Source organism: Methylotuvimicrobium sp. (genome assembly GCF_050611805.1).
In the GTDB taxonomy this organism is placed as follows: Bacteria; Pseudomonadota; Gammaproteobacteria; order Methylococcales; family Methylomonadaceae; genus Methylotuvimicrobium.
The window spans coordinates 1-25,537 of sequence record NZ_JBNGHF010000057.1; the positions used below are offsets into that span (position 1 = coordinate 1).

General features: G+C 49.0%; 21 protein-coding genes and 2 pseudogenes. 15 read left to right on the plus strand and 8 right to left on the minus strand.

From position 1 onward, the window contains the following. Positions 1-250: 250 nt before the first annotated feature. The 3 genes from ACRJJO_RS18945 to ACRJJO_RS18955 form a co-directional block, all read right to left on the minus strand. A complete protein-coding gene (locus ACRJJO_RS18945) occupies positions 251-1,129 on the minus strand; it encodes a bile acid:sodium symporter family protein (protein WP_431067176.1) in 879 nt (292 codons plus the stop codon). Between the two features lie 49 nt (positions 1,130-1,178). Next, positions 1,179-2,393 (minus strand): MFS transporter, encoded by a 1,215-nt coding sequence (locus ACRJJO_RS18950; RefSeq protein ID WP_431067177.1) that lies wholly within the window; start codon positions 2,391-2,393, stop codon positions 1,179-1,181. Positions 2,394-2,633: 240 nt separating this feature from the next. Next, on the minus strand, positions 2,634-2,891 hold the full coding sequence (locus ACRJJO_RS18955; protein ID WP_431067178.1) for a hypothetical protein: 258 nt from the start codon (positions 2,889-2,891) through the stop codon (positions 2,634-2,636). A gap of 260 nt (positions 2,892-3,151) precedes the next feature. Between ACRJJO_RS18955 and ACRJJO_RS18960 the strand changes: the two genes are divergently transcribed. Together ACRJJO_RS18960 and glk are read left to right on the plus strand one after the other, a co-directional pair. Continuing rightward, positions 3,152-6,388 carry a glycoside hydrolase family 15 protein gene (locus ACRJJO_RS18960; RefSeq protein WP_431067179.1) on the plus strand — a complete coding sequence of 1,079 codons (3,237 nt, stop codon included), beginning with the start codon at positions 3,152-3,154 and terminating at the stop codon, positions 6,386-6,388. Then, a complete protein-coding gene (gene glk / locus ACRJJO_RS18965; RefSeq protein ID WP_431067180.1) occupies positions 6,385-7,365 on the plus strand; it encodes a glucokinase in 981 nt (326 codons plus the stop codon). The genes ACRJJO_RS18960 and glk overlap by 4 nt, the downstream gene beginning before the upstream one ends. 290 nt (positions 7,366-7,655) lie before the next feature. On the opposite strand, the gene ACRJJO_RS18970 is transcribed toward glk, so the two are convergent. After that, complete coding sequence (locus ACRJJO_RS18970) at positions 7,656-8,138, minus strand: cytochrome P460 family protein (RefSeq protein ID WP_431067181.1); 483 nt, start codon at positions 8,136-8,138, stop codon at positions 7,656-7,658. 774 nt (positions 8,139-8,912) lie between these two features. Between ACRJJO_RS18970 and ACRJJO_RS18975 the strand changes: the two genes are divergently transcribed. Next, positions 8,913-9,185, plus strand: a complete 273-nt coding sequence (locus ACRJJO_RS18975) for a late competence development ComFB family protein (RefSeq protein ID WP_431067182.1) — start codon at positions 8,913-8,915, stop codon at positions 9,183-9,185. A gap of 304 nt (positions 9,186-9,489) precedes the next feature. On the opposite strand, the gene ACRJJO_RS18980 is transcribed toward ACRJJO_RS18975, so the two are convergent. Further along, positions 9,490-9,699: a cold-shock protein gene (locus ACRJJO_RS18980; RefSeq protein ID WP_017840831.1), complete on the minus strand. Its 210-nt coding sequence runs from the start codon at positions 9,697-9,699 to the stop codon at positions 9,490-9,492. A gap of 332 nt (positions 9,700-10,031) precedes the next feature. Here ACRJJO_RS18980 and ACRJJO_RS18985 point away from each other — a divergent pair, with 332 nt between their 5' ends. The 12 genes from ACRJJO_RS18985 to ACRJJO_RS19040 all read left to right on the plus strand — a co-directional run bounded on the left by ACRJJO_RS18985 (position 10,032) and on the right by ACRJJO_RS19040 (position 24,348). Continuing rightward, positions 10,032-10,514 (plus strand): DciA family protein, encoded by a 483-nt coding sequence (locus ACRJJO_RS18985; protein ID WP_404357678.1) that lies wholly within the window; start codon positions 10,032-10,034, stop codon positions 10,512-10,514. A gap of 233 nt (positions 10,515-10,747) precedes the next feature. Beyond that, positions 10,748-11,668 (plus strand): glycine--tRNA ligase subunit alpha, encoded by a 921-nt coding sequence (glyQ, locus tag ACRJJO_RS18990; RefSeq protein WP_431067183.1) that lies wholly within the window; start codon positions 10,748-10,750, stop codon positions 11,666-11,668. Next, positions 11,665-13,734, plus strand: coding sequence for a glycine--tRNA ligase subunit beta (glyS, locus tag ACRJJO_RS18995; RefSeq protein WP_431067184.1), 2,070 nt, complete (start codon positions 11,665-11,667; stop codon positions 13,732-13,734). The genes glyQ and glyS overlap by 4 nt, the downstream gene beginning before the upstream one ends. Positions 13,735-13,824: 90 nt before the next feature. Next, on the plus strand, positions 13,825-14,613 hold the full coding sequence (locus ACRJJO_RS19000) for a lysophospholipid acyltransferase family protein (protein ID WP_431067185.1): 789 nt from the start codon (positions 13,825-13,827) through the stop codon (positions 14,611-14,613). After that, a complete protein-coding gene (locus ACRJJO_RS19005; protein WP_404357671.1) occupies positions 14,610-15,017 on the plus strand; it encodes a hypothetical protein in 408 nt (135 codons plus the stop codon). The genes ACRJJO_RS19000 and ACRJJO_RS19005 overlap by 4 nt, the downstream gene beginning before the upstream one ends. A 765-nt stretch (positions 15,018-15,782) precedes the next feature. Further along, the gene (gene lnt / locus ACRJJO_RS19010) at positions 15,783-17,348 is read left to right on the plus strand and encodes an apolipoprotein N-acyltransferase (RefSeq protein ID WP_431067186.1); all 1,566 of its coding nucleotides are present in this window, start codon (positions 15,783-15,785) and stop codon (positions 17,346-17,348) included. A 760-nt stretch (positions 17,349-18,108) separates the two neighbouring features. Next, positions 18,109-19,419, plus strand: a complete 1,311-nt coding sequence (locus ACRJJO_RS19015) for a chloride channel protein (protein ID WP_431067187.1) — start codon at positions 18,109-18,111, stop codon at positions 19,417-19,419. A gap of 429 nt (positions 19,420-19,848) precedes the next feature. Then, entirely contained in the window at positions 19,849-20,139 is a 291-nt protein-coding gene (locus tag ACRJJO_RS19020; protein WP_341327663.1) for a hypothetical protein, read from the plus strand. A gap of 559 nt (positions 20,140-20,698) precedes the next feature. Continuing rightward, entirely contained in the window at positions 20,699-22,042 is a 1,344-nt protein-coding gene (gene ribA / locus ACRJJO_RS19025) for a GTP cyclohydrolase II (RefSeq protein ID WP_431067188.1), read from the plus strand. Beyond that, positions 22,029-23,069: a zinc-dependent alcohol dehydrogenase gene (locus tag ACRJJO_RS19030; RefSeq protein ID WP_431067189.1), complete on the plus strand. Its 1,041-nt coding sequence runs from the start codon at positions 22,029-22,031 to the stop codon at positions 23,067-23,069. The genes ribA and ACRJJO_RS19030 overlap by 14 nt, the downstream gene beginning before the upstream one ends. A 7-nt stretch (positions 23,070-23,076) precedes the next feature. After that, a complete protein-coding gene (locus ACRJJO_RS19035; RefSeq protein WP_431067190.1) occupies positions 23,077-23,445 on the plus strand; it encodes a 6-pyruvoyl trahydropterin synthase family protein in 369 nt (122 codons plus the stop codon). Between the two features lie 3 nt (positions 23,446-23,448). Further along, a complete protein-coding gene (locus ACRJJO_RS19040) occupies positions 23,449-24,348 on the plus strand; it encodes a class I SAM-dependent methyltransferase (RefSeq protein WP_431067191.1) in 900 nt (299 codons plus the stop codon). 186 nt (positions 24,349-24,534) lie between these two features. Here ACRJJO_RS19040 and ACRJJO_RS19045 read toward each other — a convergent pair. From ACRJJO_RS19045 to ACRJJO_RS19055, 3 genes and pseudogenes are all read right to left on the minus strand, one after another. Further along, a pseudogene (locus tag ACRJJO_RS19045) lies at positions 24,535-25,141 on the minus strand (transposase zinc-binding domain-containing protein); the annotation flags it as partial. Beyond that, entirely contained in the window at positions 25,138-25,317 is a 180-nt protein-coding gene (locus tag ACRJJO_RS19050) for a hypothetical protein (RefSeq protein WP_431067192.1), read from the minus strand. The gene ACRJJO_RS19050 and the pseudogene ACRJJO_RS19045, both read right to left, overlap by 4 nt. Before the next feature lie 9 nt (positions 25,318-25,326). Then, positions 25,327-25,537: pseudogene (locus ACRJJO_RS19055) on the minus strand (hypothetical protein); the annotation flags it as partial.

The window sequence follows — 25,537 nt, forward strand, 5'->3', positions numbered from 1 at the left end:
TTGCATATCGAAAAATTAGATAATGAATCAAAATTTACGATCTTTCACAGTAAAAAAAGCATTTCACCATGAAGATCATGAAAAATAATAGTTTTAATTCAATAACTTGTCATTCGTTTGTGTGCTACTTTCGCTCACCCGAAAAGTTAGCTGGAATGTTTCGGTAATCTGTTGAAATACTTCGTTAACTTCATGTGCTTCATGGTTAAACTGCCGAATTTAGGTTTATCTTTGCCGTCTGTATTCTTCATTAACCAACCGGTTTTGGGTGCTTATTCCTGCTTAACAAAACCGAGTTATAAAGATTCTGAAAAACCAGATAGCAAACCGGGCCTAAGACTGCAAGCGGGGAAACGTATTCCAGAGCGATCCAGGACATAAACATCGTATTCTTTTGGCCTAACGACTGGCTGCCTTCCACGGCGTAATTTACGCCGCCTACATAATGGCCTATCAAAAAATTGAATCCGCATGTAAGCAGCGAAATAAGAGCAATCTTTCCGAGCATCAGAGATGGAACGTGGTGGCTGTACAAATAATCGGAAGCCTTTGCCGTGGCGAGGTAGATAACCAATAGCCAAATCAAAAACGGCAGCTTGTTAATCTTTGTGAGTTTATTCGCCAACTGAATGCGATACGCTCTAATGAGTTGGGCTAAAACCAACGGTACGCCGACGACCGTCATTGTCGCCAGCAACATGTTGCCGGGGTTAATGTTACGCTCTCCGGGATGAATGAAATCCAAGATAAAGGGTAATGACAGTGCGGCTAATAAATTTGTCGTGACCACGGCGGTAATTACATAAGTCACACTTTTGTTTAGCAATCTAATTACCATGGGCGCTGCCGTCGCGGTCGGCGTGGCGATCAACAAAAAAGCGATCGTTGCCAGTTCCCCGTCCAAGTTCTTTATTAGCCAATACGCGGCAATACTCGTCCCGGCCATGACTAAGCATAGTTTCATCGCATGGCTATAGACGGCCGCATCCCTTGGAACGCTGGCTTTCAGCAATGGAAAGAATAACATGATCATCAAAAGATGCTTGATTAAAAATGAGAATTCATGCCCTCGGTTATAGATAAAACCGGCGGCAATCGCGCCAACTAGATAAAGTGAATTTTTATTCATCGATTATGACATTTCATACTGAGCCATTGCCGAACCTGTTTGTTTCCGCTTATTTTCGGGCTATAGGAGGATAAGCCGGCAAGACCAATAGTCCTGCCAGCAGCACCGCGATTGCCGAGCCAATAAAAAGACCGAAGCTGTCGACTCCGGCATCGATCAACAAGCCGAACAGCCAAGGCGATACGGAAGAGGCGAGAACCATCAACGACATCATCATCGAGCGAATCGAACCTTGCTTGGCGGTGTCGTACACTTCGGACCAAAGCGCACTGATGACGGTATTCATCATGCCGATCGAAATGCCCAGAAAGCTCATGAATAATGGCGCTACCCATAGTCCGTCAAGACACGCTAAGCTAATTAACGATAGAAACAACGGTAGCATAATATAAGGCAACAAACGTTTTGCACTGAAATTATCAACCAAGATGCCCGACAGCATCGAACTTAGCCAATGCAATATACCGTAAGCCACGAAGCTGCCGGCCAGCCAGGAAGGACTCCAGCCTTTTTGCGCCAAAATGAAGCCTTGTTGGATAAAAATGCCGGTTAGCATGAAAGGGCCCGATAATACCGCCGGCAGGGTTGACCAAAACCGCCAGTCCTTGAGTACTTCAAGCCGGCCGGAAGATTTGCCCGAGTTTGAATGATCGGAGGGTATCTGTTCTTCCTTAGAGCTTGTCTTCGAAAAGCGCAAAAACCAATAGGTCAACGGCAAATAAAGCAGCTGAATGCTCAGTGCCCATACCAGCCAACTTTGCCGCCAGCCGAGCAGTGCAATCAATGACACCGCAAGCGCAGGCATGATGACTTCTCCTGCCGGAACGCCGCTCAGCGCGATACTGATAGCCTTGCCTCTATTTTCATTGAACGAGCGTGCCATTGTCGTTTGCGCAGTCAAGGGCATCAAGCCCTGTCCGGACAGTCGTATTAGAAAAAAACCGATGGCTAACGCCGGTGTTGAATCGGCGAAGGACAGCGACAGGCAGGCCGCCATCAGTGTGACGGCAATTAGCGTCGCTACGAAACCGATACGCCATTTGTCCAATAAGCCGCCCAATAGCATGATGCATGAACCGCTCGCGACCGTGGCCAAGGCATAAATTCCGCCGTAGCGGGAAGCCGAAAGGCTCAGTGTTTGCTGGATATCGGTGCCGTACCAACTCAAAAAAAACGACTGTCCGAGATTCCCCCAAAAGACCGTGAAAAACCCAAACCCCAAAAGAGGCCATTGCCGCCCAATAAACGGTAAATATCCTGACACAGTTATCCTCGTCGCCGACTGAATCGAAGCGCGTATTTTACCAGAAGGGGAGCAATGAGACGCCCTAGCGGAGCAGCGTTATAGTTCGATTCATCCTATAAAAATCATTTCGTTCACGAAAATCACAAAAATATTTAAACCTAGAAAGAGCTGTTGGCATGTGTTGTAGACCGTTCGTGCTGAGCCAAGTCGAAGCATGAAGGGTCTACAACACTTTCACCGGCTTGGTGAAGTCTCAAACTACCGTTCACCCTTCGACTCCCGAAACGGTAATGCCCGGTCGGTCGCATATTCCCGTAATGTGCATCCAATAAAATATTCACGCACCAAAATCAAGCACCGGCTATGATCCAACAGGTCCAGTCCCTCAATCACGGTCGGTATCGTCACGTGCTTCAGTGTTTCAAATTCACTGCAAAAGTTTGCCAACATCGCATCGCTCGGGCGACTCTCCGCGAGATATTTTAGCGTCACTTTCCGATGATCTTGCTCGCGCACGGCGCGATAGAGCCGATACCAGCCTCTATCGTATAGACTTTCTTAAATACGATAACCGCCTATTTACAACAAAGTTTTCCACCGAAACTTGAAATAGAAGAATAGATTAGCAGAATCCGGTTGGTGGTAAGAAGCTTTTCGATTCGTCAGGAATGTAATTTGCTTGATTCATCCCAAAAATAAAATCGGCTGATTGCATGGCTTTAAGTTAAAGTAAAAAGCTGATCCCAAAGATTGTGTTCGTTACACGGAAAAAATTCATGAAGAACAAGTTGCAAATTGAAAAATTGGATGCCTATTTCGACGAAGTGCGAGATATCATTTTGAATAGACAAGACTGGATCAGCGGTTTACTGCCGGCTAGTACCGCAAACAACGTTCATGGTAATTATAATGACGCCTGGGTTCGCGATAATGTTTACAGCATCCTTGCTCCTTGGGGGCTAGCTTTGGCGTATCGAAAGTCCGGCGAGCCGAATGGCAAAGCTTATCTGCTGGAACAAAGCGTGGTTAAGTTAATGCGTGGACTCTTGGTTGCGATGATGCGCCAAGCGCATAAAGTCGAAATGTTTAAACAAACGCAGGACCCCCTCGATGCGCTGCATGCCAAATACGATCTAAAAACCGGCGAAGTGGTGGTCGGCGACAGCGAATGGGGGCATTTGCAGTTGGATGCCACGTCGTTATTTCTGTTGATGCTGGCGCAAATGACTGCATCGGGACTGCGCATCGTGTTCACGATTGATGAAGTCAATTTCGTGCAGAACTTGGTGCATTACATCAGCAGGGCTTACCGGACTCCCGATTATGGTATTTGGGAGCGCGGCAACAAAATTAACCGGGGTATCGCCGAGTTGAACGCTAGCTCGATCGGCATGGCCAAGGCCGCGCTTGAGGCGATGTCCGGCTTCAATTTGTTTGGACCCGTGGGCGGGCAAAACTCGGTCATTCATGTGATCAGCGATGATATCGCCCGCACCCGTAACGCGCTGGAATCTCTGCTGCCCAGGGAGTCCTTATCCAAGGAAGTCGATTCGGCGGTATTGAGCATTACCGGATTTCCGGCTTTCGCGGTCGATAATCAGGAATTGAAAAACCGCACCGAGGCCTTGATCCGTGAAAAGCTCGAGGGCCGTTACGGCTGCAAGCGTTTTTTGCTGGACGGTCACCAAACCGAATTGGAAGACCCGAGCCGCCTGCATTACGAACCGTATGAATTAAAGCAATTTATGGACATCGAATGCGAGTGGCCGTTGTTTTTTTGTTACCTGCTGCTGAATAATTTGTATGCAGGTAATAATTACGAGGCGGCGCAATACAGGGCTAAGCTGGAAGCGCTCTTAGTTGAACAAAACGGGCGGCAATTATTGCCCGAACTATATATCGTACCGAAGGAGGCGATCGACGCCGAAAAAGCTAATCCTCATAGCCAAACTCGGATACCGAACGAAAACATTCCATTGGTTTGGGCTCAGGGCTTGTTTATTCTCGGAAACCTGATAGAAGACGGGTTATTAGCGATCGACGACATCGACCCGCTCGGACGGCATAAAATCCGCGAGAAAACCTGCGATTGCACCTTGCAGGTTGCGGTGATTGCCGAGGATGAAACGATTCAAGCCGATTTGAAGGCATGGGGAATCGACACCCAAACGTTGGCTGAAATTTCTCCTATACAAATTCGCGACGCGAGCGAATTAGCTGCGGCTTATACGAATATCGGGCGCAATGATAATCATGGTTTAACCGGAAGACCGCTACGGCAATTAAGAACCTTGGCGACCTCCAGAATTTATTTGATGGCCAACGAACGTTTGGTGTTTTTACCCCAATTGTTGAATCAAAAAGGCTTTTATCTAGCGATGGACAATCGTTTGCTGATTCAGCGCTTACGCTCGGAGTTGTCTTATATCCATAAAAATTGGGACGACACAACAGGGGGGCCGTTATTCGTATTGGTTGTTAAATATAATATGCTCAGCGATGACGATCGTGATGTGTTGATCGAGTTTATTCAAGAACTGAAAAGTGGGCAAATTAACAGCACACCCATTAAGTTTGACGAGTTATCGAAATTGGCCGAAAGTTCGAGTCATGAAAAGATCGATTATTTGCACGATTTCAAGTTTTCAGCGCCATCTTGGGACAAGCCGCAACGGCCTTGTTTTCTAATCTTGCCAATCGATACCGAACCGCCGGAACCGCTGAATATTTTTGTTACGATCACCTGGGAAATCAGTGACGATGAAGCGTTGATCGAACAATTGACTACCAACTCAAATCTCTATGCACAATTGGAAGCGCTTGTGTTACTGGCTGGGCGTCATGGTTTGGATTACGATACCGGGCTTAAGGATGCCGACGACAATCCATGCCGGATTCGTGACTTGCTCGAGGAGGTCTATATCCGTGCGGGCGATCTTGCGGTTTGGGATATCATTCGTCGTAGCGCGGGCTTGCTCGGTAAATACGATATCGATCTCGAACAGGCGGCTACCGAAATTTTAGTGCATCAGCATCAATTGACGGTAGGCCGAGCCTACAGCGGTAAGGCGACTTTGAAGCGCCCGGCTGACTCGTCGGAGATTCTGGAGATTATCCGCACTTATAATGACACTCACGACGCTAGTGAGCACATCATCATTCAAGAGCTGATACTGTATCTCGGTATGCTGATCAAGTACCACCCGGAACTATTTGCCGATATGCATACGATTCGTGTCGGGCATATTTTGCAATTGATTTTGGTGCGCCAAAAGAAGGACTCGAACTGTACCTTGGATCAGGCTTATAACGAAGTCTTGACCTTGCCGCCTTATCAGTTGATGCAAAAAGTCCGCGAGACCCTAGAGGATTTCACCAATACGCAATATCAATTCGAGCGAGTCGAGACGCTAAATTATGTCGGTCAATGCCAGGAATTGACTTGCGCACGCTTTTCGCCAAAGACGGATCCTGAAAATTTCGGCGAAGCCGAAGACTGGTATAACTGGCGCGAACGGCAGGGCAGCTTGGGTCGGGAAAGCGAAAGTTTTTTTACGGGCGTTTGGGATATTTTGCATCACTGTCAAGGCTTGATGATCGGTGATAAACTCAGCAGCAAGAGACGATTGGATAGCGAAACGACGTTAGCGCAAATGACGTCGGGCGAACAAAGCTTCAAATTACATGTCAATCATTTGCTAAATAAGATTCAGGCCCCGGTCTACCGGCAGTTGACCGTCGAAGCCCTTAATGCAATGGCTTTCGTGTTTCGCGACAATCCCTCGATTAGAATCGAAGATACCCTGGTGACCGATATCATCATCGGTCACGCGGTCAGGCTTTGTTGGCTCAAGCTCCATCCGGAAGCTAAGGATAATTACAAAGAGTTCGTTTCGCTCGCTTGGCAGGCGTTTTATCAGCTGCCTCCGCATCAAGTCGCCAACGGTATGCTTGATGCGTTGATTTATCTACTTGAAAATAATAATCAAACAAAACAAGGAGATTCACAATGATTCTGGCAGGCGATATCGGGGGGACCAAAACAATCTTGGCATTATTGAGCAAGAACGAACACGGCTTGATTGCTTTGCAACAAGAACAAACCTTCAGCAGCGTTGAATTTTCAGAGTTCGATGAGGTGTTGGATAAATTTTTGCCGGCGGGCGTCAAGGTGGATTCGGCGTGTTTCGGCGTCGCGGGGCCGGTTATCGGGCAACGCTGCGAGCCGACCAATCTGCCCTGGCAACTCGATGCAGAAGCGCTGAAAAAAACCTTGCGCACCGATAGGGTGCGCCTCTTGAACGATTTGGAAGCAATGGCGCTCGGCATGCTGTGTTTGGAACCAAAAGACTGGGTAGAATTGAATCCTAACGCCAAATTACAAGCCGGAAATATGGCCGTGATCGCAGCGGGAACCGGCCTCGGCGAAGCCATATTGTATTGGGACGGTGTGCGCCATCATCCGATAGCGACCGAAGGCGGTCATTGTGACTTTGCCGCGCAAACCGTTCAGCAGGATCAGCTCTCAAACTTTCTGAGAAAAAAATACAACGGGCATGTGAGTTTCGAACGGCTCGTTTCAGGCATGGGGTTCGGCAATATTTATGACTTTTTGGTCGAAAACTATTTCGCACCTCCTTGTCCTGCGGTTCCTGACTGCACTCCGAGTGTATACGGCTGCGATCGTAACGCGATTATTTCAAGACTGGGCATCAACGGCGAAGATCCTTTGTGTACCGAAACCATCCGGATTTTTGTGGAGCTTTACGGTGCCGAAGCCGGTAATTTGGCCTTGAAGTCATTCGCGACCGGCGGGGTTTTTATCGGAGGAGGCATTGGTCCTAAAATTCGGTCGGCATTGGAGTCGGGTAAGTTTATCGAAGCATTTAAAGCCAAGGGGCGCTTTAGCGGTTTTCTAGATACCGTGTCGGTAAAATTATCGCTGAATCCGCGTACCCCACTGATGGGGGCGATCAGTTATTTCGGCTGAACGATTTCCGGGAAATATGGGCAAGACAACGGATCGGTAAACGGACGACGCGAATTGATGGTTGTTGCCCACAAGGGTTCGTGAATCGCCGAATCCGCGTCGTCCGTGTTTTATATACCCATCGCAGGTCAAAATTCGGCGCCTGGGTGTCTGCTAAAGGACGCCGTGAATACGTCCATGTAGGCTCTATGCCAGCTCCATGCTGGCAAAGCCTTTATCAGACACCTAGGCGCCTCCTCAGGCACTGCCGAAATTTGAAGTGCGAAAGGTATATTGTCAAAAGCGCTGCTTTATTTACGAAACTCCGAATACACGTAATCGGTTTTTTTCTGAGGGGCGTGGCAACCGAAACAGGATTTACCTCCATCGGTAACCAGTCTTTCGGTTTTGCTGTCGCCGGCAAAGCCTTCGAAGCCCCAGCCGCCGGTGTCGGCAAATTTTTTGGCATCCTTTAGCATCACGCCGATCAGTTTTCTATCGCCTTCCTGTATCGTTTTATCTTTTTCGACATAGTTGAGCAGGTCGAAAACCAATACCGCTCCATCCTTGTATTTACCGGATTTCAAACCGTCTTCGGCTAATTTGTTGGCATAGATATGATGAATCCCCTGAAAGGGGTCTTCTAATGCGTGTCCCGGTTGAATCAACATGCTCTTGGCGTGAAGCCAATTACGGTAGCCTTCGGGGAACGGAACCGCTTGCTCCGCTGCGAAACTGGCGGTGGCTAATGAGCAAAGTAACCCGGATAATACAATCGATAGACTTTTTTTCATGTGTTGACCTCCTATAAATTAGACAGGATCTTAGGATATGGCTGTAAATAATCTTTCGATTCTCCATCATTCTTACGCAGAACGTCACTGTCATTAAATTAAGCCGTCATGCGGCTAAAGATTGCCGATATTCATGTTCTTCCTCGTTCCCGCCGCTCCAGCCTGGGAATGCTAACGGTTTGGCTTCGGCAGCCAAGGTATAGGGCCCTAAGGGTACTGCGAACCGTAAGTGTCGGTCATCCCTGCGGGAATGACGGTTTATCGTTAGCTTGGCGGCAGTAACGCAGAGACATAGGAGCCATTAGGGAGAATGTTTTTACCATATCCTCAATGATTTCAGTTCGAAACCATTAAGTTCTTTTTATGCTTATTTGAGGGCTTTGTCAAATAGTATTGAATCGCTATTATCTAGGGCGGCTTTTTGGAATGAACGCTTTAGGATTTGGTCATAAATGATTTCCCTATTTTTGGAGGGTTCGGTAACTCGATTGGCAGGTGTCGGCGGCAGGGAAAGCCTCCGTCAAGCCTACATGGACGTATTTACCCAGCACCTAAATTCCATAGTCCATTGGCTATGGTTAACTATCTTGGATAATTTAGGTGCTGGGTTCACGGCATCCCGCCAGGCGAGTTACCGAACCCTCGACAAAGCTCATAACTCCAGGAAGTTATTTTTCGCGAAATCCTTAGTTTGAGATTTGTACTATTATTTAACGCATAAAACAGCTAACGCAGATAGTTAGCTGTTAATAAATTGAGTAAGTAGGGAAGGGTATGCCAAACATTAGTAATTATTATGAAAGATTGGTTGTTGACCAGCTTTGGAATATGGTTCAAAAAAGCAAGGAGCCGTTGACTCAGGATTTTATTGATGATGTTGCCTGTCTTGCATTGAATCGCTTGCCTGCCTGCTATGTGCGGAGTATCGTCGATAAAAGCTCTTATATTACCGATCAAATGTATCAAGAGATGGAAAATGCGGTCACCGAAGCAATCAAACAGGCTATTGAACAAGTCCGGTTGAACCCCCGAAGTCAGCGTAATTAGGAATTCGTGATAAATAACTTCCTTGAGCTATGAGTTTTGTAGTGGGTTCGGTTACTCGCTTGACAGGTACAGCGCCTAAATTAACCATGGACAATGGGTTATGGAATATAGATGCTGGGCCTTTGACGAACTCCCCCGCGCCGAATTTTGATATGCGATGGGCATCTCAGGGGGTATTCGTTAAGCCACTCTGGAGTTGGCGAATCGGTTAAATCTTTGGGTGAGGAAAAGCGGGAAGGGTAATCTCTTCGTCGACACTTCCTTGTGTCGAATAATTAGCCGTTAGCTATTTATACAAAAATATTTAGATAACGGTAACTTCTTCGGCTTGTGGGCCTTTTTGACCTTGAGTCACGATAAACTGAACTTTTTGGCCTTCAGTCAGGGACTTGAAACCGGAGCCCGCAATGTTGCGGAAATGAACGAAAACGTCAGGACCTTGGCCTTGCTCGATGAAGCCGAAACCTTTGTCAGCGTTGAACCATTTAACTGTGCCTGTTGTAGTAGTAGACATACTCAAAACCTTAAAAATAAAAATTAAATCATTTAGCCCTAAAGCGGACCGTCTAGCTAAGAAATAGTGAAATCTCTTAATGGCAGAACGTAACGAGGATCTACAGAAACAGAGCACTACAGAAAAAACGCCGTAACTAAAACATCAAAGACATATCGAATTTCAAGCTAAGATTATTCTATGCCTTATTTCCTCAAAGTCAACTGACAAAACAGCTACCGTCTAGAATCAATCGCCTTATCAGAGCAGGTGTTTTTTAATAGTCACTGAATTAACAAGAAAATTTCTTTATAATCGTGTGGACCTTACTGTCGATTAAAATTTTCAAGCATATGCCGAACCCCACCGCCTTTAGACAATTGCTTGCGCATCCCAACCGTTCGCTTGCTTCTTTATATAGTCAAATTGATCAACAAAAAAAACTATTGAAAATCGTTAGGGAGGTCTTGCCCGATCATTTGAAAGAGCGTGCTGCGCATTGTGTAATCGATCGAAATAAGCTGATGGTGTATGCCGATTCGGCTAATTGGGCTTCGCAACTACGTTTTTATCGCACAGCCATCCTAGGCGCTATCGATAAAATACCTAATCACCGGGTAGACATATTACAATTTAAAATCACCGAAGCGCTTCATCGCCAAGTTGAGCAGCAACCCGATCACCATGTGAATATACCCAGCGCAGCCAGTATTGCCGAAATTCGGCATAATGCCGAAGCCCGTGAAGACGACTCTTTAGCTTGCGCATTGTTAAAGCTGAGTTCTACATTAGAACGTTTGTCACAGGCGAGTGCGAAAAGCGAATTATCGAAATAGCATTTTTTGTACGCCGCCGTATTTTGGTTTTATCCTGCTTCGTTATTCGGCTTCTTCAACGCAGTGCCTAGCTTATTAATTTCAGTTATAATCGGTCAATTTTTTATATGGTCACTCTTAAAAAGCGGCGCTTTTATTTAGACAAAGCGAAAGTGGCTTTAGAGTCAAGGCCTTAAATACGGACAAAACGATTAAGGAGACGAATCGTTTTTTTATTATTCCCTGGAGCAACCGTGTCAAGCACAAATAACGACTTATTAACTTTTCAAGGGCTAATTTTAGCCTTGCAGGAATATTGGGCCCGGCAGGGCTGCGTATTATTGCAGCCGCTTGACCAGGAAGTCGGGGCGGGTACCTTTCATCCGGCGACCTTTCTTCGCTCGATCGGCCCGGAACCTTGGAATACCGCTTATGTTCAACCTTCGCGCAGACCTACCGACGGCCGTTTCGGGGAAAATCCGAATCGCCTGCAGCATTATTATCAGTTTCAAGTCATCTTGAAACCGTCGCCGGATAATTTTCAGGAATTGTATCTAGGGTCATTGCGTTATTTGGGCTTGGATCTGCTTGAACATGACATCCGCTTCGTCGAGGATAACTGGGAATCGCCGACGCTTGGCGCCTGGGGCTTGGGTTGGGAAGTTTGGCTGAACGGCATGGAAGTTACGCAATTTACCTATTTCCAACAAGTCGGTGGTCTTGAATGCAAACCGGTTACTGGTGAGATTACTTATGGTTTAGAGCGCATTGCAATGTATTTGCAAGGTGTCGAAAGTGTTTACGATTTGGTTTGGACCAAAGGGCCTTTCGGTACGGTCAGCTATGGAGATGTCTTTCATCAAAACGAAGTCGAAATGTCCGCCTATAACTTCGAACATGCCAATGTCGAATTCTTATTCAATTGTTTCGACACTTACGAACAGGAATGCGAAAAATTGTTGTCGCAAGATTTGCCGTTACCGGCCTATGAAATGGTACTCAAAGCTTCTCACACCTTTAATTTGCTTGACGCCCGCCGCGCAATTTCTGTTACCGAGCGGCAGCGCTATATCCTGCGCGTAAGGAATCTGGCCAAATCGGTCGCCGAATGTTATTACCAACGCCGCGAGTCGTTGGGTTTTCCAATGTTGGCCGGCAAGGAGGTGCAAGCATGAGCGACGCCAAGCATTTATTGTTCGAACTGGGTTCCGAAGAATTGCCGCCTAAAACGCTGATAACGCTCAGCCGAGCCTTGCTCAACAATGTCAGGCAGGGACTGGATAATGCCGATTTAAGCTATTCCGGCATTAAAGGCTATGCCACGCCCCGGCGTCTGGCGGTTTGGGTTGAAAATCTCGCGACTGCACAGCCGAATAAAACCGTTGAAAAACGCGGGCCGGCAGTGCAGGCTGCATTCGCCGCCGACGGTGCGCCAAGCAAAGCTGCTCAGGGCTTTGCCGCCAGTTGCGGCACAACGGTTGACGGCCTGGAACGCTTGACTACGGACAAAGGCGAATGGTTGGTTTATCGTCAACAGGTCGAAGGTCAGGCCACCGACAAGTTGATTCCCGAAATATTGCGTGGCAGCATTAATAGCTTGCCGATAGCCAAACGCATGCGCTGGGGCAATTATGCGACCGAATTCGTTCGGCCGGTGCACTGGGCGGTGCTGTTATTCGGCGATCAGGTCATTGAAACCGATATTCTCGGACTGACTACAGGTAAGCAGACTTTCGGCCATCGTTTTCATGCGCCTGTCGCTTTGACTGTCGAGAGCGCGGACCGCTACCGGGATATATTGTTCGATTCCGGTAAAGTCATTGCCGACTTCGACGAGCGCAAGCAAAAAATCCGGCTTGCGGCGCAGCAGGCCGCGCAATCGGTCGACGGTACCGCTCACATAGAGGAAGACCTGCTTGAGGAAATCGCCGCGTTGAACGAATGGCCGGTCCCTGTCATCGGGCATTTCGATCCGCGCTATTTGGAATTGCCGGCCGAAGTGTTGATCACGACGATGCAGACCAATCAAAAATATTTTCCGGTCAAGCAAGCCGACGGTAGCTTGTCGGCGCATTTCATCACGTTCAGTAACATCGAAAGCACTCGTCCGGAATCGATACGCGAAGGTAACGAGCGCGTGATCACGCCGCGTCTGTCCGATGCCGAATTTTTCTGGAAACAGGATCGCAAGCTGCGCCTTGAAGATCGGGTCGACGCGCTGAAAAACATTGTCTTCCAAAAAACTTTGGGCACCTTGGCCGATAAAACGCACCGGGTTAAACAACTGGCCGATTATATCGCCACGCAACTCGATGCCGATGCGAATCTGGCCAAACGCGCCGCCGTTCTTGCCAAGACCGACTTATTGACTGAAATGGTCGGAGAATTCCCAAACTTGCAAGGCGTCATGGGCCGCTATTATGCATTGGCCGATAATGAACCGGCCGAAGTCGCCGAAGCGCTCGAAGAGCAATATTTTCCTAAACAATCCGGAAGCGTCACGGCCGCTAGCAAGACCGGACAAATTTTGTCGTTGGCCGAAAAGATCGATACGCTCACCGGTATATTCAGCGCCGGCTTGATTCCGACCGGCGATAAGGATCCCTATGCGTTGCGCCGCGCCGCGCTCGGTGTGCTTCGCACCGCAATCGAACGCGAACTTCCGTTAAATTTGACAGCGTGCGTGGATTTTTCAATTGAACAAATCGAGCACGACTTCGACAGAGCTAAAACGCATCGAATGGTGCTGGAATTCATCTACGACCGGCTCAAAGGGTATTGTTCTGACAAAGGGTTTAGCCCCGACGAATTCGACGCGGTATTGGCCGTATTGCCGGAGCAACCGTTGGATTTCATGCGCCGCTTGGAAGCCGTCAAAACGTTCCGGCAACGCCCCGAAGCCGAGAGCTTGTCCGGCGCCAACAAAAGAATTCGCAATATTTTGAAAAAAACCGAGGCGCCTCAAGACTTCGATAGCAATGTGCTAACAGAGCCGGCGGAAATCGAATTGTTGCAAGCCGCACAGGCATCCGCTAAGGCGATCGGCCCCCTATTGCAACAACAGGATTATACCGCCGCGATGAATCGCCTGGCGCAACTGAAGGATACCGTGGATGCATTTTTCGACAACGTCATGGTCATGACCGACGATATTGAGCTGCGTAACAGCCGCCTCGGCTTGCTGAACATGCTGTCCGAGCAGTTTTTACAAATCGCCGATATTTCAAGGCTGCAATCGTAAATCGGAGCGATTGCCACTCGAGCCGGTTTGCTCAATGTACCGGTTCGAGCGGTTTTTTAATACTGCGTGATTTCTAGAACATTTTCATTCATGACTCAATCGACATCATTCAATTACCAGTCATCCTTTCGCGTCTATTTCGGATCGTCCTTATTATTATTAGGAATCATCATATCGACGCTGTTGTTCGGCCCGATCATCTTGGCCTGCGTGGTCCTGCCGTTTTCAGTCCGCTATAAAGTCGCAGGCATTTGGATAAATTTGCTGCTATGGATGGTCGAAAAATCCTGCGGAATCCGTTATGAAGTAGAGGGTTTGGAGCATATTCAAGGTATCGATGCGGCAGTAGTGCTCAGCAAGCATCAATCGGCATGGGAAACCGTGGCGCTCAGGAAAATCTTGCCTCCGCAAACGGCTGTACTCAAGGAATCCTTACTATGGCTGCCGGTTTGGGGTTGGGCATTGGCTACTCTCAAACCGATTGCTATCGATCGCAACAATCAACGCGAAGCACTGAAGACCTTGATCGATAAAGGTACAGAATGCCTAAAGGAAGGACTATGGGTTGTGGTTTTTCCTGAAGGAACACGCGCCGCTCCCGGAGAAAAAAAGAAATTCAATGCCGGCGGTGCGATACTCGCGCAAAAATCCGGCTATCCGGTAATTCCTGTCGCTCATAACGCCGGGCAATGTTGGCCGCGTTACAGTTTTTTGAAATATCCGGGCGTTGTTCAGGTCAGAATAGGACCGCCTATCGAGACACAAAATCGAAAAGCCGGCGATATTAATGCCGAAGCAGAAGCTTGGATCGAACAAGCCATGACCGAGATCACTCACTTGCCCCAGTCTCCGGCAACTCACTATCAGGTAATCGAATGAAAAAAATAGTAGTTATTGTAATGGCCGCGTCAATGCTTGTTGCGTGCAGCGAAAAAACGGAATATGAACAAGCCGTTCTCGAAGACATGCAGGAAGAAAAAGATGTGAAAGATTATAACTTGTCGCCGGAAACGATGGCGCGCTGTGTCGTCGATCTAAGCTCGCATAACATGCCCGGCATCTTAGCATTCGACCCGAAACGACGCGCAGCCTATCGTAGTTACACGAAAATGCTGACATTGAGCAAAGCGGAAAACCCGGAGGAGGTGCTCAATGAGCTCAGAGGTGAATTCGGTTCTCCCAAGGAGCTTGCCGAAGCGCATGCTAACTACACGGAAAGCATGATGAATTGTTTTGCGTCGTTGATCATGACTACCGAGGAAGAAGCGAAAAAGGCCGAATAAGCGGTCTAAGTATTTCGTTCAACCTATAGAGCATTTTGTCCACGAAACGCACGATACCTGATTAGCAAGATGCTTCAGCTTACCGAAGTCAAGTGTCCGAGCAGGGGCTAGTCGTAGTCGCAAAAACTAAAATATGCTGTTACCCAAGCTCCAGCTTGGGTAACCTGCTCAGGAAGCTCTAGCTTTCCGACAATCAAGAAAAATTGAACGAGCGAGTCGGGATTGATTGAGAATGTGCGTAGGTTGTGTCGGTCACAGGAAGCTGGAGATTCCGAGGTGTCTTTCCCAAGCTGGAGCTTGGGAAAGAGCGTGAATAAGCTTTATCCTAAAAATGTATTTCACCATGAAGTTCATGAAGAATAAGAAGTTGTCTCGTTCCTAAACTCCAGCTTGGGAACGAGCATGAAATAACTTCGACAAATACTGAAAGGGGTTCGGTGGCTCGATTGACAGGCGTCGGCGGCAGGGATAGCCGCCGTCGAGCCTACATGGATGTATTCACGGCGTCCAGTTAAGCGAGTCGCCGAACCTCCACAGCGCCTAAAACTTATAGAAGTAAATTTGTGCATATTCCTTAGGAGCGAGAGAAAGCGTTTTTATTAACTATCGCTCACCCGAAAGGTTAGCGGGGATGTTTAGCTCATCTCTAGAAATACTTCATGAGCTTTATGTTTATTATGGTTTAATTGTCGGTTTTAACTTTATCGAACGGCTAGCGTCCCTCGTTCGGCGCTAGTCGTTCGACAATCAATCTATCCAACCTCAATGAAAACAGCCGCATCGCCTCTCAAACATCCATGGCTGTTGCCTATTGCCTCAGGCGTCTTTATCGGAACGAGTTATATTCCTTTTCCTCCTTGGGCGTCGCTGTTTTGTTTCGTGCCGCTTTGGCTATTCTGGAGCCGTCAGAATAGTTTGAAAAACGTTTTACTCGGCGGTTTTCTGACGACCTTCATTTACACCCTGATAGGCTTCAATTGGGTGACCTATACGTTGCATGAATTTGCTCAAGTCAACTGGTTTGTAGCCGGTATCGGTATGCTCTTGTTCGCATTATTCGGTCATTTGTTCGTCCCGGCCGCCGGCTTACTGTGGTATACCGGCGTAAAGTTATTCCGCTGGCCGCATTGGTTGTCATTCGCGCACATGGCCGTGTTGACTGTATTGTGCGAATTCGGCTTGCCGATGCTGTTCAAATGGAATTTCGGATATACCTGGTACGGTTTCGGCTTGCCGGTTTATCAGTGGGCCGAGTTTGTCGGATTCACCGGTTTGAGCATGATCACGATATTGCTGAACTGGCCGTTGTTGGTCGCCTGGCAACGGCGCCGAGAGCGCAGCGGGTTGACGATTTTAGCCGGCGTTATCATCGTTTTTGCTGGTTTTAATTTGGCCGGTTTGGGATTGAAAAATCGTTTGCCGGAACCTGAGGCCTATTTCAATACGCTGTTGGTGCAAGCGAATATCGGTAATACGGAAAAACATGCGGCCGCGCACGGCAAGGGCTTTCAGACTGAAATTCTAAAAAAATATCTGACCGTGACCGAAAACGGTTTGGAGTCGAATCCCGATGTCGGTGTCGACTTTGTGTTGTGGTCGGAAACCTCGTTTCCTTCATTACTTGGCGGACAATACAACGAGTCGTATTATGCCCGAGTGCTTAGCGAATACTTGCGCGAGCGTCAAATCGGAATGATAACCGGCGCCTATGCTAAGGACGAGCGTTCCGGTTTGATTACCAATTCGCTGTTTGCATTAGATAGGCAAGGAACCGTTACCGAACCGCATTACAGCAAAACAATTTTATTGGCTTTGGGCGAATATATTCCCGGTGAAAAAAAATTCCCATGGCTGCGCGATTGGTTTCCGATGGTCGGTAATTTCGCTGAAGGGCCGGGACCGACCGTGTTATTGCAATTAAACGATTACAAAGTCGGACCGCAGGTGTGTTATGAAAGTTTATTTCCGGATTTTTCGAAAGGACTATCCGACATCGGCGCGCAATTTATCGTCAATGCGACCAACGACTCATGGTATGGAGCCTGGCAAGAGCCTTACCAACATCTGTATATGACCTTGGCCCGCGCAGTCGAATTCCGTAGGCCGGTAGTCAGAGTGACCAACACCGGTATATCGACCGTAGCGTTGGCTTCCGGCAAAGTTTTGCATCGATCACCGCTGAATCAAGAATGGTCCGGTTTATATACCGTCCCTTACCAAAAAGAGCCGGCTTCTACTTTTTATCAGCGTCATTTCGAATTGATGCCGAGTTTATTGACGGCAATCTTTGTCGGGCTGTTAATTGTGGGGATTTTCTCAAGAAAGGAGTAAATTGAATAACGTCGGTTTTGCCAAAAACTCCAGGTGCTCTGATACATTGAATTTAGGACGCGTCGAGGGCTTCGGCATAAGGCGTGGGTGTGGCTTTTCCTCATCGAGCGTTAGGTGAGGGACGACGAAGGCGTCGCTCCCACAAGGGGCCGGGTGCTCTGTGGGAGCGATCCCCAGATCGCGATTTCGAGGCCGAGAATGTCAAGTTACAATAAATGGCATCGAGGTCACAAAAACTAAAATATGCTGTTACCCAAGCTCCTGCTTGGGTAACCTTTTCAGGAAGCTCTAGCTTCCTTTCCCGACAATCAAGGAAGATTGAACGAACGAATCGGGGCTAATTGAGGATGTGCGGAGGTTGTGTCGGTCTCAGGAAGCTGGAGCTTCCGGGGTGTTCTTCCCAAGCTGGAGCTTGGGAAGGAGCGAAGACTTTATGCTGTTACCCAAGCTCCAGCTTGGGAAAGAGCAGCGTGGGTAACCGGTTAGCGTGCGTATGGGTTGCGAACCCCGTCCTGCCAATGATTTTCGTGTGTTTCGTGGACACAATGCTTTTTATAGGTTCTATCGGTATCTATGAAACGCAGGGCAAAAAAAATGCGGCTGAAAAAGCCGCATACAAGAGGAAGGATATTTGAGCACAAACGCATCAGCGGTTGAGTTGCGTATATCTTATCTGTCTTCTCTTAATTCCGGAATGTGACCGATTGCCGCGCGACAGATTGTCGCAGTTTCATAATCGAAAAAGGTGGAAAATCTCGTCATGCTTGAATTTAACAAGGTCTTTTTATCCGCTAATCCATGGAAGCATCGTTTGGTTTTTTGGTTAGGGGCTATCATCATCGGCGTATCGATCGCATTGATGACATTGTTGAGCGAATGGGTCGTAACGATTTTTCGCACGATTTCAGAGGATTATCGCTGGTTTAAATTCTTCGCCCCACCATTTGGCATTGCCTTCACAGCCTGGTTGACCTTTCGATTTTTTCCCGGCAGCCAAGGAAGCGGGATTCCTCAGGTAAAAACGGCATTAGAAATTCCTTACACCTTAAGCGAACGCACCAAGTTGGTTTCTTTACGTATTGCCATCGGTAAAACCTTCTTGCCGATTCTGGGTTTGTTATCGGGGGCCTCAGTCGGTTTTGGCGGTCCGGCTACGCATGTTGGCGCATCGATCATGGCATCTTTAGGCAAAGTAGCTAATTTCCCTACGCTTTATATGAGTAAAGGGTTGCTTTTGGCAGGGAGTGCGGCCGGATTTGCCGCGATGTTCAGCGCCCCTTTAGCCGGAATTATGTTTGCTATTGAGGAAATGGGAAGAGCGCTGGAAGAACGGATTAGCACCTTGGTGTTAACCGCGATTATTTTTTCCGGTATGACTGCTTATTCGATACTGCACTACAGCATTTATTTTACCGATAATCCCTTAGATTTACCTTGGGGCGATGAATGGCTCGCTATTCCATTCTGCGGCATTGTCGGCGGTTTATTAGGCGGTCTATTTAGCTGGATCATTGTCTCCGGTCATCATTTTATGCGTCGATTAAAACTACCTTACATTCCGGTTGCCTTTATATGCGGTTGTATCATTGCATTGATCGGTTTTGTCTCGGAAGGCCAGACTTTCGGAACAGGGTATCAAATGGCTAAAAATATAATGTACGGTAGTGCGCCAATGGACCCGTTATTACCCGTTTATAAAATGTTGGCCACTTGTGCTACTTTTTTCAGTGGCATTCCGGGAGGACTTTTTGTCCCCTCTATCGCTACCGGCGCCGGGTTCGGCGCTAATTTGGCCAATTGGTTTCCGATCGCGCCGGCTTCGGTGATGATCATGTTGACTATCACGGCCTATTTCTCCGGAATGTTACAATCGCCGCTGACTTCATTTACGCTTATATTGGAAATAACTCACAATCATGACATTTCCATTCCGATTATGGCCGCCGCATTTATCGCTTCAGGGGTATCTAAGTTGATGAATCCTCAGCCTCTCTATAGAGCGCTGTGCGATGCCTTTCAGCAATATCTGCCAGAACAGACCGATGAGGATGACGATGGTAGAACACAGTAACGATCATGAAGAAGCCGTCATCGCCCCGGCAAATGAAAGTTCGAGGCGTGGCGGAGGGTGCGGTCACTCGCCCGACAGGACGCCGTGAACCCCCAGCACCTAAATTATGCTCGATAGTTACCATAACCAATGGGCTATGGAATTTAGGTGCTGGGTGAATACGTCCATGTAGGCTCGGCGGCGGCGACTGATTGCCATGGATGGCATGAATGCAGATTTTGCAGGAGCAAAAATCTGCCCTGCCGCCGACGCCTGTCGATCGAGCAACCGCACCCTCTTCGGAGCCGGCATTGTACTTTCACAGTAAATAAATCACATAATCGGTGTGATTCGGTCACCGCAATTTTTCCTCGAAATCGAGATACTGTACGCAAGTTCAACGGCGGGTTGAACTCAACACACGAATTACAGTAACCAGAGGAAACTATCATGAAAAACGTAACATTTGCAGCAGTCGCATTACTGGCCGTATTCAGCAGCAACGCAATGGCCGAAGGCTCTAAAATCGAGAAATCCACCTTGATCAACGCATCGAAAAACACATTGACCAATACACAAGCCATAGGCCGCAACAGCGCCGCCAGTACCGGTTCGATCAATGTGGTTGGTTCGAAAGTCGAAAAATCCACTGTGATCAATGCATCCAAAAATACGCTGACCAATACGCAAGCCATCGGCCGCGATTCGGTGGCTAACACCGGGTCGATCGACATCCGATGACCGTTTTGTTGGAATGCCATGGAGAACATCGTAAGGATTTAGCACAGGGATGTGCCGCTCAAGGAATGAAAAAGGACTACGGCCTGACCGATTGAAAAAACAATCGATCAGGCCGTATACGTTTTTACGACGCAAAAAAAATGCGGTTGGTAAGCCGCATTGAGAGAAGGATATATGACTTAATCGGGGAACAATTAAGTAATCATAATCTTATCTTCCGCTTTGCAACGCGCAAGTGTGACCAATTGTCGCATTTCAAATATCGCCAAACCACCCAAAACTTTTCCATGAAATTAAAATCGAAATGGGTACAATGAAACTTATTGTATGAAGTTTCAAAACAAGCCGGTCTGATCAAGGCCTGTTAATGATTATAAGAATAATATACCTGTCGCATTTCAAATTTCGGCATTAGCGCATGGAGGTGTCGGGGTGTTCGACAAAGGCTTTGATAGTATGGATGCTATCATAGAGCCTACATGGATGTATTCACGGCGTACTTTGACGGGCGCCCCGGCACCGAAATTTGACTAGCAAAGGGTATACAACCGGCAAAATTATGAATGGTAAGGCGGTCCCAACGATTGAAACGCTTGTTAGAACCCGTTTACCGACGGCTCACGGCGAGTTTCAGTTGCATTATTTCAGCAATCCTGTCGACGACAAGGAGCATGTTGCCTTAGTAAAGGCCGATGTGGCCGGAAAGACAAACGTGCCGGTGCGTGTGCATTCGGAATGCTTGACCGGCGACGTTTTCGGCTCGCGGCGCTGCGATTGCGGAAAGCAATTAGACTTATCATTACAATTGATCGAGCAAGCCGGTTTCGGCATATTGATTTACTTACGTCAGGAAGGGCGCGGCATCGGTTTGCTGAAAAAACTACAGGCCTACAATCTTCAGGATCAGGGGCTCGATACCGTCGAAGCCAATATCCGGCTCGGTCATTTGCCCGACGAGCGCGACTATACGCAAGCGGCGCTGATTTTGCACGAACTAGGCGTTTCGTCGATCGAATTAATTACCAACAATCCCGATAAAATCAGCGGGTTGGAGGCGATGGGCATCAAGGTTGAAAAGCGCGTGCCGATCGAGTCGGTCTATCATCACGAAAACGTGGATTATTTGAAGTCCAAAGCCGAGAAATTACGGCATTTGTTGCGTTTTGACCAACCGAATACAGCCGGGCTTGTTCCCGAAGAGTTGCAATTCATGCAGCCGTTCATCGAAAAGCTCGACGAACTCAATCATGACAGAGGCCGCCCTCCTTTTTTTACGTTGAGCTATGCGCAAAGCATCGACGGCAGCATTTCGCTGAACGCCGAATCGTCGCTGCCGTTGAGCGGCAGCGCTTCGTTGAAGTTGACCCATCTACTACGCGCCCATCACGATGCTTTATTGATCGGCATCAATACAACCCTGGTCGACAATCCGCGCCTGAACGTGCGCCATGTCGAAGGCGACGACCCGCAGCCGGTCATCTTAGATTGCCTGCTCCGCTTTCCCGAAGACGCGAAGATGCTCGGCGCGTCGAGCAAACTGCCGATCGTGGTCGCGACCGATCATGCGCCCGCCGACAAGCAGCGCCGGCTCGAAGCAAAAGGTATCCGGGTGTACCGGGTCGAACAAAGCTCGGACGGTCATATCGATCTGGTGGCGCTACGCAAATTATTGACCGAACTCGACATCAAGACCGTGATGGTAGAAGGCGGGGCCGAGGTGATCAATGCCTTTTTGCTGGAAGGCATGATCGATTATTGCGTGATCACGATCGCGCCGAAAATCATCGGAGGACTCAGGGCAATCGAAAAGCCGTGTCGTCCGATGCTCGAAATAAAGAATTGCCGCTATCACCCGCTTGGCAACGATCTGATTTTATATGGGGCCTTGCTTGTTGACGATTGAAGCGAAGGCCGTCTTCCATACCGCTCCGCGCGAAGTCGCGCTGCAGACGTTCGAACTGCCGTCTCTCGGAGACAATCAGGTGCTGATTAAGGCTCATCATTCGGCGATCAGTCCCGGTACCGAAGGGATGATTTTCGACGGACGCTTTCCGCAGGAGTTGGCGCAAGACGCGACAATACCGAGCCTGGCCGGCAATTTCGCTTATCCGTTTCGATACGGATATGCTTTGGTTGGGGAGATTGTCGACATCGGCTCAAGAGTCGATCGATGCTGGCTTTCACGCATGGTGTTCGTGTTCCATCCGCATCAGGATTATGCCGTCGTTGCTATTGGCGAATGCCTGCCGATTCCGGGTGGTTTGTCGCCGTTCGATGCGCTATTTCTGCCGAACATGGAGTCGGCGGTCAATTTCGTGATGGATGCCGTGCCGCTCTTGGGCGAAAGGGTGTTGGTCTTCGGGCAGGGCGTCGTCGGATTGCTGGCCTGCGAACTGTTGGCGCGTTTTCCGCTGGCCACTCTGATCACGGCCGACCCGGTCGCATCGAGGCGCGAGTTGTCGAAACGCATCGGCGCTGCGCATTGTGTCGATCCGAACGACGAAAACGCTTGGCGCGATTTGCAAGCCCGTTTGCAAGAAGACGGTTCGGACGGCTTCGACCTAGTGATCGAATTGTCCGGCAACAGCGAGGCATTGAACCGGGCCATTGACATGACCGGCTTTTCGGGACGGATTCTGATTGGATCGTGGTACGGCAACAAGAGGGTCGATATCGATTTGGGCGGGCATTTCCACCGGCGGCGCATTCAATTGTTGTCGAGCCAAGTCAGCACGATGAATCCGCTGCTTTCCGGGCGCTGGGACAAGAGTCGGCGCATCGCTTTAGCTTGGTATTGGCTCGATGTCATCAAACCGGCGCGCTGGATCACGCATCGTTTCGGGGTCGACCGGTGCCGACAGGCATTCGACACGAACGCCGAGCAAAAAGATGCGGCATTACAGATTATTTTCGATTATCAAGACGACTGAGGTGTTCATGTACCAACTCGCTATTTGTAGAGATTTCATCGCGCAGCATTATCTGGTCGGCGGCGACTGGGGTGCCGAGAATCAAAGGCACAGCCATCATTACCGCATCGAAATCCGAATAGAGCACGATCTCTTGGACAATCACGGCTACCTGGTCGATATCGTCGATCTGGAAAACGCGCTATCTGCCGTAATCGAACGGTTTAAGGACTTCACACTGAACGATCTTTCCGAATTCGAGGGGCTCAATCCGTCGCTCGAACATTTCGCGCGCATCATTTACGAAGGGTTGCAGTCGAGACTCGATTTCAGCGAGCAAAAACTGACCGTCAAATTATGGGAAAACGAGCGCGACTGGGCGGCTTATCGGGAATAAGCCTTGGACGCCTTCGCCCAATTCCTGCAAGCCAAATACGCGCTGGATCAACGCAGCCTGAATCCTGTCGTTTGGCGGCACTTTCTGAACGAGTTGGCCGGCAGAAATTTGCTCGAGTTACTCGACGTTGGCGCCGGCACCGGAGCTATGCTTCGGCGCATCCTTCAGCATTACGATCACGGCGCGATGCATCTGACCGGGCTCGATATTGAATCTGGCCTGCTCGATATCGCCGAAACGGAGATCGCCTCACTTTTGCAGGGCAAAGGTTTTGCGGTCGAAAATGCAGCTGGCCGTCTCAGTGCCGAACGCGACGCTGATCGAATAGAATTTCAATGCGTTTGTACACCGCTGAGCGAATTTCGATCCGCGCCGAACCGCTACGACGTCATCACCGCGCATGCCTTCATGGACCTGGTTCCGCTGCGACAAATCCTGGCCGGTTTTCATGATGGGTTGAAACCGGGCGGCTTGTTATACACAACGATCAATTACGACGGCGAAACTGTCGTGTTTCCGCCGTATCCGGACTGCGAGTTCGAAGATGCGTTATTGCGGGGCTATGATGCATCGATGGAAGAGCGGCGCTTGAACGGTTCGGAGACAGGCGGGGCAAAGTGCGGGCGGCGTCTTTACGGCGAATTGCTGAACGCCGGATTCGAAATCGTCAGCTACGGCTGCTCCGACTGGAACATTACGCCCATCGATGGCGTTTATCTCGATGACGATTCTGTAGTGCTGGAGCATTTGTTGGGCTGGATATCTTCGGAAGGCCGAAGTAACCCGACGCTAGACCCGGAAAAACTCGACCGATGGCTGATATGCCGGAGGCGACAATTACAAATGCAAATGCTGGGTATCATCGTTCATCAAATCGATGTTTTGGCGAGGAAGCCTGATTGAATCGTTGCAATATGAAATTGAGCGAACCCCTACAGCACACACTATTGCTCTGAGAGGTGTTGGATCGGCCGAAAAATCGCGATGTTCAACCGCCCAATTCATTCAGCGGACTGACCACCCCCTGTCCGCCTTGATTCAGTACATGGGTGTAAATCACGTGGTTTCTAGATCGCTATGGCTTGGGTTGGGCTTTTTGCTTTGGCCCTTACCGGTCTTGGTTCGCCACAGCCGCCGTTCGGTATCGATGGCGGCGGCCGGCATGATGATGTGCACATGCGGATGGTGTCGAGCCGGCGGGAATGGGTGTGCAGCACCGAGATCGCCCCAGCGTTGCCCTTGAGCTGCGCATCGTTGTGGGCAAACGTATTCAACGTCTCCTAACTGCAGCGCATCATCAAGTCGTACAGGGTGCGTTGCTGTTGCCAGGCCAGCACTCGGAACTCCCTGGGCAGAGTAAAGGTGATGAGGAAATACTCGGCCGGCACCTGTTTTTTGAGTTGCCGCTCCAGCCATTGTTGGCTCTGATAGACAGGAGTCTGAATGCAGCGTAGACCAGGGATGGTCGAGAGCTGCCTTCCTGTTGGCAATGTGGACAATGGTGATGCCCGCAGGAGTGCGGGATGAAGTCTTGGTGAACGCAGTCCTCGCATTGCGTCTGCATCACGGGGCTGTGCGTAGTGCGGCACTGTTTCATGGCGGCCAGCGCATTCAAATGGCTGGGTAAGAGCAAACCCGCGTACTGTTCCCGCAACTCGGCTTCAAAGGTTTCGAGCAGGGACGAGAGGTGGATCATTGGACGGTCCCCCAGTCGATAACAAAACCGTCCATCAAGGCATTGATGAGTTGGTCGGCATTGCGGCCGGTACCGTCGGTCAAGTGCGTATAACGGGCGGTAGTCAGAATACTGTGATGACCGAGAATTTTTTGGACTTCGAGCAGGTCGCCAACAGTAGGCGCTTTAGGCGACACCGGCTTCAATCAGATGTGTGGCATAGCTGTGACGTAAACAGTGCGGAGTGATCTTTTTTTTAGACCGCATTCCTCGGCGACTTTACGCAAAGTCACTTGCACGCCGCCACGATCGAGTGGGGTAGTGGCCGCCTGCGCCGACTTCGGACCGCCTTGGCGACCCCTCTGTGTCAGGATAGTTGTCGCCTCTAAAATTTTATAGAGGTAAAAAAATGCAAAC